Origin of the sequence: Acinetobacter lwoffii, assembly GCF_029024105.1 — a bacterium.
Lineage (GTDB): Bacteria > Pseudomonadota > Gammaproteobacteria > Pseudomonadales > Moraxellaceae > Acinetobacter > Acinetobacter lwoffii.
Genome location: NZ_CP118964.1, coordinates 114862 through 130676, shown reverse-complemented (window position 1 = coordinate 130676; position 15815 = coordinate 114862). Strand labels below are relative to the sequence as shown.

At 41.4% G+C, this 15815-nt stretch carries 9 protein-coding genes, 4 pseudogenes and 1 other annotated feature; of the genes and pseudogenes, 9 read left to right on the top strand and 4 right to left on the bottom strand.

Going from position 1 to position 15815, the window contains the following annotated elements; genetic code table 11:
* Nucleotides 1-192 precede the first annotated feature (192 nt).
* Nucleotides 193-690: pseudogene (locus PYW33_RS16915) on the top strand (IS4 family transposase); the annotation flags it as partial.
* Between the two features lie 19 nt (nt 691-709).
* Here the strand turns inward: PYW33_RS16915 and PYW33_RS15905 are convergent.
* On the bottom strand, nt 710-883 hold the full coding sequence (locus PYW33_RS15905) for a hypothetical protein (protein ID WP_004281965.1): 174 nt from the start codon (nt 881-883) through the stop codon (nt 710-712).
* 374 nt (nt 884-1257) lie between these two features.
* Between PYW33_RS15905 and PYW33_RS15900 the strand changes: the two are divergent.
* The 3 genes and pseudogenes from PYW33_RS15900 to PYW33_RS15890 form a co-directional block, all read left to right on the top strand.
* Nucleotides 1258-2000, top strand: a pseudogene (locus tag PYW33_RS15900) (IS3 family transposase); the annotation flags it as partial.
* Nucleotides 1533-1649 (top strand) — a sequence feature (AL1L pseudoknot). It overlaps the preceding pseudogene by 117 nt.
* A 504-nt stretch (nt 2001-2504) precedes the next feature.
* Nucleotides 2505-3746 carry a group II intron reverse transcriptase/maturase gene (ltrA, locus tag PYW33_RS15895; RefSeq protein WP_004644827.1) on the top strand — a complete coding sequence of 414 codons (1242 nt, stop codon included), beginning with the start codon at nt 2505-2507 and terminating at the stop codon, nt 3744-3746.
* Nucleotides 3747-3825: 79 nt separating this feature from the next.
* Nucleotides 3826-4311 (top strand): annotated as a pseudogene (locus tag PYW33_RS15890) (IS3 family transposase); the annotation flags it as partial.
* 768 nt (nt 4312-5079) lie between these two features.
* Here PYW33_RS15890 and PYW33_RS15885 read toward each other — a convergent pair.
* A pseudogene (locus PYW33_RS15885) lies at nt 5080-6080 on the bottom strand (IS30 family transposase).
* Nucleotides 6081-6417: 337 nt separating this feature from the next.
* On the opposite strand from PYW33_RS15885, the gene PYW33_RS15880 reads away from it, so the two are divergent.
* The 4 genes from PYW33_RS15880 to pnuC all read left to right on the top strand — a co-directional run bounded on the left by PYW33_RS15880 (nt 6418) and on the right by pnuC (nt 10876).
* On the top strand, nt 6418-6549 hold the full coding sequence (locus PYW33_RS15880) for a hypothetical protein (protein WP_005100775.1): 132 nt from the start codon (nt 6418-6420) through the stop codon (nt 6547-6549).
* Nucleotides 6550-6848: 299 nt separating this feature from the next.
* On the top strand, nt 6849-8054 hold the full coding sequence (locus tag PYW33_RS15875; protein ID WP_004647788.1) for a phosphotransferase enzyme family protein: 1206 nt from the start codon (nt 6849-6851) through the stop codon (nt 8052-8054).
* Nucleotides 8055-8094: 40 nt separating this feature from the next.
* Nucleotides 8095-10278, top strand: coding sequence for a TonB-dependent siderophore receptor (locus tag PYW33_RS15870; RefSeq protein ID WP_004647789.1), 2184 nt, complete (start codon nt 8095-8097; stop codon nt 10276-10278).
* Nucleotides 10279-10306: 28 nt separating this feature from the next.
* The gene (gene pnuC, locus PYW33_RS15865; RefSeq protein ID WP_004647790.1) at nt 10307-10876 is read left to right on the top strand and encodes a nicotinamide riboside transporter PnuC; all 570 of its coding nucleotides are present in this window, start codon (nt 10307-10309) and stop codon (nt 10874-10876) included.
* A gap of 177 nt (nt 10877-11053) precedes the next feature.
* On the opposite strand, the gene exaC is transcribed toward pnuC, so the two are convergent.
* Nucleotides 11054-12565 (bottom strand): acetaldehyde dehydrogenase ExaC, encoded by a 1512-nt coding sequence (gene exaC / locus PYW33_RS15860; protein WP_004647791.1) that lies wholly within the window; start codon nt 12563-12565, stop codon nt 11054-11056.
* A gap of 201 nt (nt 12566-12766) precedes the next feature.
* Between exaC and PYW33_RS15855 the strand changes: the two genes are divergently transcribed.
* Entirely contained in the window at nt 12767-13948 is a 1182-nt protein-coding gene (locus PYW33_RS15855) for a helix-turn-helix domain-containing protein (protein ID WP_004647792.1), read from the top strand.
* A gap of 514 nt (nt 13949-14462) precedes the next feature.
* Here the strand turns inward: PYW33_RS15855 and mdh are convergent.
* On the bottom strand, nt 14463-15635 hold the full coding sequence (gene mdh / locus PYW33_RS15850; protein ID WP_004647793.1) for an iron-dependent methanol dehydrogenase: 1173 nt from the start codon (nt 15633-15635) through the stop codon (nt 14463-14465).
* Nucleotides 15636-15815 lie beyond the last annotated feature (180 nt).

The following is a 15815-nucleotide window of genomic DNA, read 5'->3' as shown; positions in this document are numbered from 1 at the left end:
ATTCCAGCAACTAGATTGAATCTCAAAAGGGGGGCTTTTAGCTCTATTGCGATAACGTTCTGAAAGCATTTTGAAAGTTTTTAGACTGCCAATCCATACTTAATTTCTATTCTTCTTTATTGATTTCCTGATTATAGATTTTTAGTTCAGGATCCAGTTTACAGCGGCTTTTGGCCTCTAATGGCAACAGGGTATTGGGAAGCGCGTTTGATTGAGGTTAAGCAGGCAGGGAAAATTAGACGTTATATCACTTTATTAATGGACCCAAAGACATATCCACTGATAGGCTTGGCGAAGCTTTATGCTCAGCGCTGGGAAATAAAAATGTGTTACCGAGAAATCAAAAGTGATTTACAGGAGGGCAAGCATTTGAGGAGCAAGCAACCTGATTTAGTTTATCAAGAATTATGGGGGGTATTGCCTATAATATTCTAAGAAGACAATGAAACATATGGCTCAACGTGCAAAAGTCAGTCCTTTGAGAACCAGCTTTCATATTGCATCTATTGGCATTCTGAATATATTAAGATTCGACTCTTTAGACTCCGCAGGTAATTTACCTAAACATTTAGAAAGTTTACTGGAAAAATCTAAGAGATATGTTTTGCCTGAGAGGGAGTGAGGAGTTGCCCACGAGTTATGAAAGGGACACCACAGAAATACCCAAGAAAATGCCAGTCAATTTCTTAACTGACCGGCATTCCTTTAATTAAGGGCTTTCAGATGATTCAGATTTTTTGTCTTTCTCATTTCCATAATCTAAAGCAACCTGTTGTGCTTCGGCGGCGGCAGTTGCTTCTATTGGAATGGATTCATCTGCAATAGCTACTGTTCCAGTAAATCCAAATAAGCTCAGGATTAGAATCTTTGAATACTTTTCCATCTGAATTTCCTCTATGTTTCTAAAACTTAATTTCAGTGTAGAGGCTAAGTTTAAATTCCGATGTATGAGCTATGTCTGCGTATGTAAGATATTCAGGATCCAAGTTATAGAACCTTGGGTTTAGGTAAGAATACTTATCGGATGAGTTTTTTTTGTAGCGTTAATTGGCCAAATACAGACCGATTTTCTTAAAAATCTTTTATAGCGAAGATAATTTAATGGCAAATTATAAAAAGAGCATAGCAAATGGTCAACTGCGGTAATCCCCCCTACAATAAAATCCAAGAAGAAATAAACAATATGGAACCAGGTACGATGAAATGGTGAACCGTACCGGGTTTGTCGGAGAGTCAATATTCTGAGAGACTATCCCGATGACAAAATTAAAATATACCCCTGAAATCAGAGAAAGAGCGGTTCAATTATTGATTGAATCTGAAAAAGATTATCCTTCTACTTGGGCTGCAATCACAGCAATTGCGCCTAAGATTGGTTGTACTCCTGAAACACTTCGTGCCTGGCATCAAAAGCATTTAGATCAGCAAAATCCTATTAAAGTACAACAGATATCTGATCAAGAAAAAATGAAGCAAATGGAACGTGAAATTAAAGAATTAAAGCGTGCCAATGAAATTCTACGTAAAGCAGCCGCTTTTTTCGCCCAGGCGGAGCTCGACCGCCCACACAAATAATGGTGGATTTCATCCATAACAATAAAGATCGATATGGTGTTGATGCGATTTGTAGGATTTTACCGATCGCAGCTTCAACCTATTACCGGACTCTAGATCTCTGCGAAAATCCAGAACATCGAGCAAAGCGAGATTTACATGACTTGCATCATGCTGAGGAGATTAAACGAATTTGGAAGGAAAGTTCAGGTCGATATGGTGTACGTAAAGTCTGGCAAAAACTGAAACGTGAAGGCTATATTATTGCACGCTGTACTGTTGCTCGATTAATGAAAAAGCTAGGTATACAAGGTGTTTGGCGAGGTAAGAACAAACAAACCACCCGTAGCCGAGATGACCAAAAACGAGCAGATGATTTAGTGAAACGGAATTTTAGAGCTGATCAGCCTAATCACTTGTGGGTTGCTGACTTTAGTGTGCCGCAGCAAGCGGCGTAAGAGATGAGGGTATGGCCCCTCGCTATCGGCTTGCAGGAGCAGGTAGCAAACCACCATAAGCGGCTTGGATCAAAAGTCCCGGTCGTGAGCGTTGTGGAAAAGGCGTTGTAAAGGCGTCAGGTAAGAATTAGGAAGGCGAACACCAGTGAACTGCCGTTCAAGTGTCGAAAGTACTCAAATGACATCAAAACCGGGGATGGATGTTGCCCCGCGATCAGTTTGGCCGTTACCTGCTTACGGGCCATTCGGTGTCCGGCGTAGAGGCAGCGCGATCCTAATTCAGGCTTTTACGTTGAACTGCGGGAACCTTCGGTGGCGATGTCAAGCGAAAGGTACAAGCTCAAAAGGCAAGGCCGATAATAGCAATGCGTCACCAAGGGGCGGAGCAGCTCGTAGTAGTGTTGAAGTTACTGTAATGGTAATGGAGCGAAGGGGCTGCATTATCCAGGTCTGCGGTCTTGTCAACTGCACAAGCAGGAGGAACAAGGCTTTATGACCAAACCATTTAACATTCCTAAAGCGTTAATTTGGGAGGCATTCAAGAAAGTCAAAGAGAATGGCGGTGCTGCAGGCATCGATCATGAATCTATTGAGCAATTCGAACACCACTTAAAAGGCAACCTGTATAAACTATGGAATCGACTTTGTTCAGGCAGTTATTTTCCACCGCCAGTCAAAGGCGTTCCGATTCCAAAGAAATCAGGTGGGGTACGTATGTTAGGCATTCCAACAGTAGCGGATCGAGTAGCACAAACAGCTGTCAAGCTTATATTGGAGCCACAGATTGATCCTCTATTTCATCCAAACTCTTATGGATATCGTCCAGGGCGTTCAGCCCATGATGCGATAGCTGTGGTGAGACGACGAAGTTGGGAGTATGACTGGGTTGTGGAATTTGATATCAAAGGTCTATTTGATAACATTGACCATAATCTACTCATGCGTGCACTTAAGAAACACTGCGAAATTCCATGGATTCTTCTCTATGTAGAACGCTGGTTAAAAGCACCTATGCAAAATGTAGATGGTCAAGTTTTAGAAAGGAATCACGGCACACCGCAAGGTGGAGTTATCAGTCCTCTATTGGCTAATTTATTTATGCATTATGCTTTTGACATGTGGATTACCAAGAATCTTGCGAGTGTAAGATTCTGCCGCTATGCGGATGATGGAGTAATTCATTGCCGAAGTTTATCTCAAGCCAAACTTGTTTTACAAAAGATTGGTGCACGATTTCGTGAATGTGGACTCGAATTGCATCCAGATAAGACAAAGATTGTTTATTGCCAAGATGTGAATCGTCGCCAAGCATATCCAGATGTTCAATTTACTTTTCTCGGGTACACGTTTAGGCCCCGTAAGGCTGTGGACAAGTATAAAAGAGTTTATGTAAATTTCTCTCCTGCAGTCAGTCGTGATGCACTTAAAACAATGCGACAGACTATTCGGAAATGGCATCTACATCTGATGTGTAATCGCGAATTAAGTGATTTATCTGCAATATTTAATCCAATTCTTCAAGGCTGGCAGCAATACTATGGTCGATTCCATGGTTCAGCAATGTCAACGATCTGGCAACACATGAATGCTTATCTTATACGCTGGATGAGGCGTAAGTATAAAAACTTGGCCCGTCATAAAAGACGGGCTAGATATGCCTTAGGGCGACTTGCGCGTGATTTTCCAAATGCCTTTGTGCACTGGAAAATGGGATGTTTACCATCGGTTGGATAATGGGAGCCGGATGAGCTGAGAGGTTCACGTCCGGTTCTGCGAGGGGCTAAGGGTGAGACTCCCTTGGTCTACTCACCCCTATATTCAAACTCATTCAGGCTGGGTCTATACCGCCTTTATTATTGATGTGTTCTCACGAGCAATTGTTGGATGGAAAGTATCTACACGGATGAATACAGATATGGTACTCGATGCACTTGAGCAAGCATTGCACGATCGAGGCATGCCAAAGAATGTGATTCATCATTCCGATAGAGGTGTTCAATATCTTTCTATTCGCTATACCAATCGTTTAGAAGCTGCAAATTTACGAGCATCAGTCGGTACAACTGGTGATTCATACGATAATGCTCTGGCTGAAACGGTGAATGGCTTATACAAAACAGAGGTGATTGAATATTTAAAAGCAGATTGGCAAGGTTTAGCAGATGTACAACTTGCGACACTAAACTGGGTAGATTGGTTCAATAAAAAGCGTGTACACAGTGCACTGGGTTATGTATCGCCTTTTGAGTTTGAAGCAATGTACTATGATAAGATTAACCCGTTAGGTCAGGTGGCCTAACTTAAATAAAAAAGTCTCCGACAAACCCGGTACGGTTCATGGATCAGCAATAATATTGAGTTAAATGACATGCAGGGTGTCCATACTTTCTTATTAAGTTTAGAAGAAGAAGGTGGTGTTGATATGATCGCAGTAGGTCATGAGTCTTATATAGGACATCGCCCAGTACATAAGGTTAAGTTTGAAAAGAATTAGCACCTCCTCTGAGAGATTTTTCTTTACCAGCCCTATTTTTGTAACATCCAGTAATTTTTTTGTAACCTTATTGTTATTTATTGTTCACTTTGTTTATTATATAAAAGATGAAAGGTGGAGAATTTAAGATGCTCACTAAGGTCGAAGCCATTGTGATTTCACTAATGGTAATTGCATTAATACTCATTATTTATGAAATGGGACAAGGACTTAATTGGACTTTATAAATGCTTTCTCAGCTTAAAAAAAGTTCTCAATTGATGGCATTAATTTATTTATCAGAAGTTTCAGAATTTTGATCTTATGCTTGGCTGACTAAAGATGAATAATATCTATATTGGTGATATTGTTTACCTAGTTTACGGTAGTCATCCAATGATGGTTGAAAAATTGCACGATAATTTAGCTACTTGTATATGGTTCAGTGATAAAAAACATTTTTTCCGTAAGAATTTTCCCTTAAATATCTTAATAAAAAAACGTAATTCAACAAAATATACCTGTATAGATTAAGCTTGAAAATTATCTTAAAGCTTCAATAGAACTGAATCAAAGCACCTTAGGCGGGCGAATTCAAACATGAGGTGCGATAGTTTCAAAAGCCTTATGATAATCAATAAGCTGAGAAAATTTCTCTAATAGTGTAAGCCAATCTAACGCTTTTCTAGGACGAGTATTCAGTGACATGGCAACTTGATTTAAATAATGCTGATCTGCCTGATTTAAATCAATCCCTTTAGGTAAATATTGCCTAATTAAACCATTCATATTTTCGCATGTGCCTTTTTGCCATGGTGAATGTGGGTCACAGAAATATACATCTATGCCTAAATTTTACCATCTCACGTCCACGGTCATAGGTCAACGTTTCACGCAGTTCTCAGGTAAATATTTCAGAGCTTTAGTTAAAGCCTTGCGCACTGATTCTGCCTTTGCATCAGATAATGTTGCCAAGATACAGAGCTGTGTATTTCGTTCAATAAGTGTTGCTATCGAACTTTTATTGTCTTTACCTTTAATTAAATCGGCTTCCCAATGACCCGGTATCTTTCTTGAACTTCGGCTGGGCGCTCATGAATAGTTTTAATATCCTGTAATATAGAATCTTTTTTAGGTTCACCGTTAGCTTTTCGCTTTTTATTTTCATGATGCAGACAGGATAATAAGTCTTTTTTCAACTCACCCTTTGGTAATGCTCGTATCGTTGAATAAATCGTTGTATGGCTTACATTCATTGTTTGATCCAAATCAGGAATTGTCTTTAAACGCTTCGATATTTGCTGAGGAGACCATAAACAACGGATCGCTTCAACAATAAATCTCCAGAGGATTGAATCGATTTTGAGCTTTCTGTGACTACGTCTACGTCTAGCGAAGGTGTTATCAGAAGCATATCGAGCTTGATAAACGTCATTGATACTATTTCTTTTAAGCTCACCATAGATCGTACTTGGATGTCTTTTAATGAGTTCGGCAAATTTTCTTGGTGAAAAGCCTTCTTTTCTTGACTCAAGCATTAATGCAGTACGATCTTCAAAGTTAAGATGATGGTATGACAATTTTATATACTCCATACCCTTTAAATTAATTAGGTGGTTTATGTCGCACTTCAAGTTTTACTCTGCCTTGCCTCTAATATTATTGAGAAACTGATTGATCAAAGTATTTCAAATTAAGAAATAAATAATTTTATATTTAGCTCTGATGGGATAACCATCAGGGTATTTTTTTGTCATTAAAATCTAATTTGAGACATCATTATGAATGATTTTTTTTAGAAACGAATCGAAGCATCAAAATCAATGACATTGAAGTTCGTCAGATACAGATGAAAGACTTCGATACCTGGGCAATCCATACTGAGCCGTTAAAGAACTTCATTAAAGACCAAAATCATTCAAGTGTACAACCATGGCATGTGTTACTGATCTGAACAATGAATCACTGGTAGAATTTGCTGCTGAGGAACATGGATTTAAAGAGCTACTTAGTGAAGTCATGAAAATGAATTACGGTGCATTTCAAAACTATGTTATCGCTTGAACTGAGGATCAGAAAGCTTGTTTGAATTGATGTATTTCATCCGCAGATTATGCGCGAATGCTAAGAAATCTGGAGTTCGAATATTAACCAAAAAGAAGATCATTTTTTGATTTATGCGAGAGATCTATTTTATTTTTATATTTATAAGGCTAAACTTTCCTCCAATTTAATACTGGTATGTACCACTTAATTTTAGGGCGTGTCTTCAATATTAAATGTATTTAAAAATACTGTTTGCATGTTCGCCTAAACAATGATTTTCCATTATTACATAATGATCTGGCTCAGGAATATTGATAATGACCACAATGACTGATGATTTAGGTCATGGTATGGGCAATGCCTGGGAACATAAAGACTGGGCACATATTTCTGATCCAGAATTACAAAGCCTGCAGCAGCATTATTCCTGTTTACAAGGTCATATTCAGATTTTGTGGTGTAGTCCCCGGCCATTTTCATCTGCGGCGCTGGTCAAGGTGGAGCAGGATTTTGTGATCAGGGATGAAGCAGTCGCGCATCAGTATTTGATTAAGCGCAGCCATTGTTCCTTTCGTCGTGCCCGCGATATTTTACAGGAGCATGCCGTTCTTCAGCATTTAGCTAGCAAAGAAATTCCTGTTGCAGCATTGATTAGCTCAAATCAAGGTCTGACCGCTTTAGAGCTAGGTGACTGGACCTATGAAGTCTATGCAAAAGCAGTCGGCTTAGATCTGTATGCAGATCAGCAATCCTGGAAACCTTTTTTCTATGCTGAACATGCTGCGAAAGCGGGGCAATTGCTGGCAAAGTTACATATGGCCATGCAGGATTTTCCTGAGCACCAAGGCCGATCAGCATCTTATTTATTGTCCAATCAGCAGCTTTTAGACAGTGAAAATATCGTTACAGCCATTCAACGGCGCATTGTAAACAGTCCAGAATTAAGCCGTTACTGTGCCGACAAAAATTTAGATCCTTACTTTTTAGATCAAATCTTACAGGTTCACCAGCGTATTCAGCCTGTATTGCAACAGGCAAGCAGAATTTGGACCCATAACGATTTACACGCTTCTAATCTATTCTGGTCAGCACCGGATGCCAAAGCGGAGATTACTGCCGTAATTGATTTTGGTTTATCTGACCGAAATTCGGCACTTTATGATCTGGCTGTGACGATTGAACGTAATTTCATTGATTGGTTGGAATTAAAGCAGAACCCACATATTCCGATTGATGAAGCCGGTTTAACCGCTTTTCTCCATGCTTATTTTTCCGAAATACATCCACAAGAAGATTTTAGTATTTTGCCAGAACTGCTGAAAATCGTGCATCTGGATTTCGCTTTTTCAGAGCTGGAGTATTTTGTGGGTATTACCCACAACCTCAACCATGCAGATGCGGCTTATTACGACTGGATTATCGGTCATGTGGACTGGTTCTTTGGCGAACAAGGCCAACAATTTACCCAGACTTTAACTCGGCTCATTCAACATGAATTGCAAGCTTCTCAATGCTCTCTCTAAACCCAGCATCATCACCCACTTCACATACATAAGGTTTCGTATGAACACTCGTCAATTCAAACAGAATGTATTAACCCGATCTTTAAAAATGATCATTCTGTCACCGCTGTGTTTAGCCCCGCTGACTTATGCTGAAGACGATGTGCAACAGCTTGACACGATTGTTATCACAGCCGATCAAAGTATCCCTTACACGAGTACCAAAGTGAATATTGAAGGTTTTGGTACGGAGAATTTGCAAAAAATACCTGCATCAGTTTCTATCTTGACTGCCGATCTCATCGCTGAACAACATGGCCGTGTGCTGAGCGATGTTGTAAAAAATGATGCAGCCATCGGTGATGGCTATGCTGCAATTGGCTATTATCCAAACTTTGTCTCGCGTGGCTTTGCACTTGATTTGGCATCAAGCTACCTGATTAATAGCAATGTGATTCGTGGTGAACAAAACGTTGCACTTGAAAACAAAGAACGTGTGGAAATTTTAAAAGGCATTTCCGCGATTCAAAGTGGGATGTCAACCCCGGGTGGGGTGGTTAATTATGTCACCAAGCGACCGAAAGATATTCAGGCACTGACATTCTCGGCTGATCAACACGGCCAGTTTTCAGTGGCAACTGATCTCGGTGGTTTTTGGGGTGATGAGCAACAATTCGGATATCGCATCAATCTGGTGAATGAACAGATGGATTCTTATGTCGATCATGTGGAGGGTGAACGCTATTTAGCGGCATTGGCATTGGATTGGAAGATGTCAGCGCAATCCAAAGTAGAACTTGATCTTGAAGCACAGCGTTCCGAACAAAAATCAGTGCCAGGTTATCAATTACTGGATGGCAAAGTCCCAGAAAATGTGAAATGGGAGCGTTTACTTGGTTATCAGACTTGGGGTAAACCGGTCACGATCGATAGTCTGAATAGCAGTTTAAAATATAGCTATGCTTTGAATAGTGACTGGAATCTGGGACTCGTTGCAGCATACAGTAAATCCAGAGTTGATGACTATTCAAGCTTTGCTTATGGTTATTATCGGGAAGGCTGTCTGGAAGAGTATTCCTGTAACACGTTTGGTAAAGCTGGCGAGTATGATATTTACGATTATCAGAATCCAGATGAAACCTTTAAAACCAACCAATTTAAAGTCAAACTAGATGGGGTGATTGATACCAATTGGGCGCAACATTATCTAAATTTTGATATTACACAAACCAATAAATCGCGAGATCGTTTTGCTGGTGTCAATGAATGGATTGGTGTAGGTAATATTTATACAGAAACCATAGATTTTTCCCCAGTAACAGCGAATGCTGGACCAAAATATCAAGCACTTAAAAGTAAACAAACTGCATTTACAGCATTAGACCGTATTGAATGGAATGAACATTGGACCACTTTAATTGGCGGAAAATGGATCGAGCTTGATGAGCAAGCACATGCTTATGATGCAGAGGGTAAGCAGGTAATAAAAGTCCGCGATACCGATTTAGCTAAATTTTTACCGCAATTCGCAATCAGCTATAGCCCCTTGGAATCGACTACCGTCTATGCCTCGTATGCCAAAGGCTTGTCAGATGGAAAATCAGCACCTTGGTTTGCAGAGAATGCTGCTGAAACCCTAGCACCGATCTACTCAGAGCAATATGAAGTTGGTTTCAAACAACAGATCAAGCAGTTCTTATTGATTGCCTCGCTATTTGATTTACGCCAAGACAACCAATATAGCAAGCCGATTTCAGGACTTCGCTATTTTGTTGCGGAAGGCGAACAACATAGTCAGGGTCTGGAGCTCGGACTGAATGGTGCATTAACCGATCATCTGGCCTTAACTTCATCTTTTGCCTTGACTAAAGCCCGTTTAGAAAATGTAGAAGCGGTTGAATATGGTAATCATCAGGCGCAAAACGTGCCAAAAGCTCGTTTCGCAACACATCTTCGCTATAACGTACCGAGCATTGCAGGTTTCACTGTTCTGGCAGGTGGTCAATACAGTTCCAGCAAATATGCCAACAAAGAGGGTGCTGCGAAAGTTGCAGGTTATAGTGTGGTTGATTTAGGCGCTGCTTATCAATTTAAACTAAATACGACCGATGCATTGCTACGCTTGAATATTAATAATCTGTTCAACAAGAAATACTGGCGTGATGCAGGTGAATTTTTGGGTGACGATTATTTATTCTTGGGTTCGCCGCGTACAGCAACCTTGTCATTCAATCTGAACTTCTAAATTGGCTGCTTAATCAGGTTATATTGCTATGGAAAATATAGAAATTGCAGCGTTTATTTTAAACGTTTTAGGTGTCTGGTTGACGTCTAAACAATATAAAGCCTGCTGGTTGGTGAATATTGTCGCTGTATTTCTGTATATCATTATTTTTTATCGTGTCAATTTATTTGCAGACGCAGCATTACAAGCTGTATTTATCTTGATGCAACTGTATGGATGGTATAGCTGGACGAAAAAAGATCAAGATCAGGATCTCAGCGTACAAGTTGGCTATTTGAATCAGAAAATCTGGGTATATAGCCTGATTGTGGGTATCGTCGCTGGTCTGGTGATTGGCGCTTTATTTGCTCATTTCACCACAGCATCACTCCCTTGGTTGGATTCCATGTTAGCCTCTTTTAGCTTGGTGGCAAGTTATTGGGCGGCAAAAAAATATATTGAAAGCTGGGGATTATGGTGTGTGTTAGATGTGATTTATGTCGGCATGTATAGCTATAAGTCATTGTATTTAACCGCCGTGCTTTATTTTATTTTTATTCTTCTGGCACTCAATGGCTGGAGAATGTGGCGAAATCTTTATAGAGTGAAATTATCTTGAAATGACACTATTGCAAATAGAAATTTGAGGTGATGCTCTTTCCTTTAAAAAAAGTGTTTATAGACTAAAAACTTTATTTGAATTGGCCGCAGCTTGAAGATGTTGCTGATATTTTGTGAAAGCTAGCTACCATACATTCAAAGCGAACCGAAGTTCGCTTTGAATGTATTTCACTTCTTAAAAGAACCCGGCTGGTTTGGTCGAATAGCTCACTAACAGATTTTTGGTTTGTTGATAATGATCCAGCATCATTCTGTGATTCTCACGACCAATGCCGGATTTTTTATAGCCACCGAAAGCCGCATGCGCAGGGTAGATGTGATAACAGTTAGTCCAGACCCGACCTGCCTGAATAGCACGGCCTGCACGGTAAGAGGTATGCGCTGAGCGTGACCAGACACCGGCACCGAGTCCATAAATCGTATCATTGGCGATCTTGATCGCATCATCAAAGTCTTTAAAGGTGGTCACAGCCAATACAGGCCCGAAGATTTCATCCTGGAAGGTCTTCATGTCATTGGTGCCTTTAAAGATAGTCGGCTCAATATAGAAACCTTGACCCACTTCCTGACGTGCTTCACCACCAGTCAGGATCTGTGCGCCTTCTTCACGACCAGTGGCAATACAGCCCAGAATCTTGTCCTGCTGTTCCTGTGAGGCTTGCGCGCCAATCATGGTGTCAGTATCCAGCGGATGCCCGGTTTTAATCCGTTTCACCCGTTCAACGGCACGCGCCAGAAATTCGTCAGCAATACTTTCCTGGATCAGCGCACGCGATGGACAGGTGCAGATTTCACCCTGGTTCAGGGCAAACATGGCAAAACCTTCCAGCGCTTTGTCCAGATAATCGTCTTCCTGATCCATAATGTCGGCAAAGAACAAGTTTGGTGATTTACCGCCAAGTTCCAGAGTCACCGGAATAATATTTTCAGTCGCATATTGCATGATCATCTGACCGACGGAGGTAGAACCGGTAAACGCAATCTTGGCAATGCGTGGGTTGGTGGCTAGCGGGCGACCGACTTCAACCCCATAACCATTGACGATATTCAGGACACCCGGTGGCAAAATATCCTGAATCAGTTCAGCCAGCACCAGAATGCTGACCGGAGTCTGTTCTGCAGGTTTCAACACAATGCAGTTGCCCGCAGCCAGGGCAGGTGCCAGTTTCCAGGCAGCCATCAGAATCGGAAAGTTCCACGGGATAATCTGACCCACGACGCCCAACGGCTCATGAAAATGATAAGCAATCGTATCTTCATCAATTTCGGAAATGCCGCCTTCCTGCGCACGAATACAGCCGGCAAAATAACGGAAATGGTCAATAGCCAGCGGAATATCGGCAGCCAGCGTTTCACGGATCGGTTTGCCGTTATCCCAGGTTTCTGCCACTGCCAGCAGTTCCAGATTTTGTTCCAGACGATCGGCAATTTTCAACAGAATATTGGAGCGGGTGGTCGGCGATGCTCTGTTCCATTGTTCTTTGGCTTTGTGCGCTGCATCCAGGGCCAATTCAATGTCTTCTACAGAAGAACGCGGAACCTTGGTAAAGACTTTGCCATCTACCGGAGAGATGTTGTCAAAGTATTCACCTTTGACCGGAGCGACCCATTCGCCGCCAATAAAATTCTCGTATTGTGCTTTAAAATGAACTTTTGAATCAGGTTGATTAGGATCGACGTAACGCATATTTATTTCCTTTGCTTATTTTCGTATGGCAAAACCGCTTCTACAGCTTTGGTATAAGGTACTTCTGCACCTTATTTGATTAATATAACTGGTATAAGGTTGGAAAAAGGTTGGGGCTAGCATGTTCACGATATTTTCATCCATTTTAAAAAAATAACGATTACAGCGGATGTAAATCATGAATTGTTGTGAGAATAAGGAATGATGACAAAACAAGATTTGATGGAAAAAAGGCACAATACTGATCAGCTTCGGCAAAACAGCAGTTTGTCTCCCTTACATGCAGAACAGCTGGGACAGAGTATTGCCAGCTCCTGGCAACGTTCATCCTCGGCTGAAATCCCGAAGAATCGTTTAGCAGCACCGCTGACGGATTTAAAAAAGACCACTTCTTCCTCAACTTTAGCCCAAGCCCTGCAACATTGTGCTCAGGATTTAAAACATATTGCCGAGCAATCTTCTATGGTGCTGGCGGTCGGAGATATCGGCAGCACCATCATTTGGGCAGCTTCTAGCCCACAAATGCAAAGTGCCGCAGAAAGTGTACATTTTATTGAAGGTGGGCAATGGCGCGAAGAGCTAGTCGGAACCAATGCATTGGCATTATCCTTAAAAACTCAACAATCCAGCTGTGTCTTTTCCAGTGAACATTACATGTCCTCCATTCATGATTGGGTTTGTTACGCTGCCCCGATTATTGATCCCTATTCAAAACAGGTCTTAGGTGTCATTGATCTGTCGACTACCTGGCCAAAGCATAACAGTTTAGCACTACTAGCTGCGGAGCGCTGTGCTACGATCATCCAGTCGGCTCTACTAGAATGCCAGAAGCAGCGCCTGTTTATTCGAGCTTTTTCAGTACCTCAAGTGCTGTTTAATGGCAAGATGTTGGTTCTGACTCCTCGACAGATTGAAATTCTGACCATTCTAGCCTTATGTCCGCAGGGTCTGAGTCTAGATACATTGCATCAAGCCTTATATGGCGAGCGCAAGGTCAGTATGGGTACTTTAAAAGCAGAAATGTCACAATTACGCGATTTATTAGGTGGTATGCTGGGTTCCAGACCCTATCGTTTATTGGCGCATGTAGAGGCTGATTTTTTAATGACAGAGCAATCTTTAGATGCTGGGTATATCGATTCAGCCTTGAAATTATGTACCGGCGTATTTCTGGCCAAAACAGAAAGTCCATTTCTATGCGCTTGGAGAGATTGTCTGGAATCACGCCTGAGCGATGCCATTTTCAAGGCTAATGAAACCGATGTCTTGCTGAAACATGTGGCACATTTTCCTGAAGCGATTGATGCTGTAGAACGCCTGATTGAACTGATGCCCAAAAACCATCCCGTTCATCAGACTCTGTTAAAATATAAAAATCTTTAAAGCTGATGTAACTGTCGGTACAAAGCTAAACAGTTAAAATAGGAATATTCTGGAATATTAAGTATTATCCTTGCTTACTGTGGGTTTGCTTATTAATTTAGACTGAACCTGATCCTAAAATTTTTATCAGTGGCTACCCAGTTTGACCAGCCGCTTGATGGGATGCTCTTCATCAAAATCAGCTACGCTCACCTTCATGTCATTTGAAGGACGCGCAGTTTATTCCTCAGAGATTAAATATGATATTAAGATCATACGACGGGAAATTTTTTCTGGCTGGGACGGGCTAAAAAAATCGTGGCATTTTTCTACCATGGGATTAATGTCGATATTCATAATGAAGGGGACTTCATAAAAAAGAAACACCCCCCGCTTTTATCCTCTTATGAAGGCAAAAGGATCAGCCAGGAACAGGAAAATGCATGTCTGCTCTTGGCACACTTCCTCAGGAAATGAAACAGGGGCTGTTAAAAATGTAAGTCAGATGCTTGGAGAGAAGACTTACATTGAGGCACTACATCGCCGCTTTAAAAATATCTACCACTTGGGCATGGCTGGCTTTACGTGGATTGGTCAGCATGCAGGCATCTTTTTGTGCATTTTCCGCCATGATGGCCAAGTCAGCTTCTTTTACATTCAATTCCGTCAGCCCAGATGGAATACCAATTGAAGCCGAAAGCTGACGAATGGCGCCAATCGCTTCATAAGCTGCTTCAGTTACGGTTAAGCCTTCTGTATTCACCCCCATCAATTGGGCAATTTTGGCATAACGTTCAGGACAAGCAATCAGGTTAAATTCACAAACATGGGGGAGCAGAATTGCATTACAAACACCATGCGGCAAGTTGTAGAAGCCTCCGAGCTGATGTGCCATCGCATGCACATATCCTAAAGAGGCGTTATTAAAGGCCATTCCGGCAAGATATTGAGCATAGCTCATGGCATCCCGTGCTTCTAGATTATCCCCATTCGCCACTGCGGGACTGAGCCATTCACTGATCATGGTGATCGCCTTTTCTGCACAGGCATCAGTGATGGGATTAGCAGCCGTAGATACATAGGCCTCAACCGCATGTGTCAGAGCATCCATCCCTGTTGCCGCAGTCAGGCCGGCAGGTTTGGCCAACATCAGTTTAGGGTCATCAATTGCAATGAGTGGTGTGCAACGCCAATCTACAATCGCCATTTTCACATGGGTATCGGTATTGGTAATGATACAGAAACGTGTCATCTCCGAAGCCGTCCCTGCCGTGGTATTGATTGCAATCAGTGGTGTCATCGGGACGGTACTTTTATCAATCCCTTCATAATCACGGATATGTCCGCCACCTGCAGTGACTAGACCAATGCCTTTGGCACAGTCATGTGAGGAACCCCCACCTAACGATACAATAAAATCACAGGCATTTTCATTATAAGCTGTAACTCCATGATGCACGTTAATATCAGTTGGATTGGGTTCCGCGCCTGGGAAAATATAACTGTCAACACCCGCCTCTTTCAAATAATTTGCAATATCATCTGCAACACCAAATTTAAACAGCCCCGCATCAGTTACAATCAGCGCTTTCTTGGCACCTAAATTTTGTGCTTTTATCCCGATTTCTTTAGCACAGCCCGGACCAAAAAGTGAAACACAGGGAATATAAAAACCGTTAGTTTGATCTGAAATATTTTTAAAAGCCATGGCGTGATTCCTTCTACCATTAATTGATTATTTTATCGGTGACCCTCACCGTAATATAAGTATTGGATGAAGTTAAAAAGAATCCTACCTACCAAATACCTACCAATTTAAATTTCTGATTCTAGCCAAAATAATGAATCTGAAATATTTAAAAGTAGGTTGGCAAGGTTTAGCAGATAC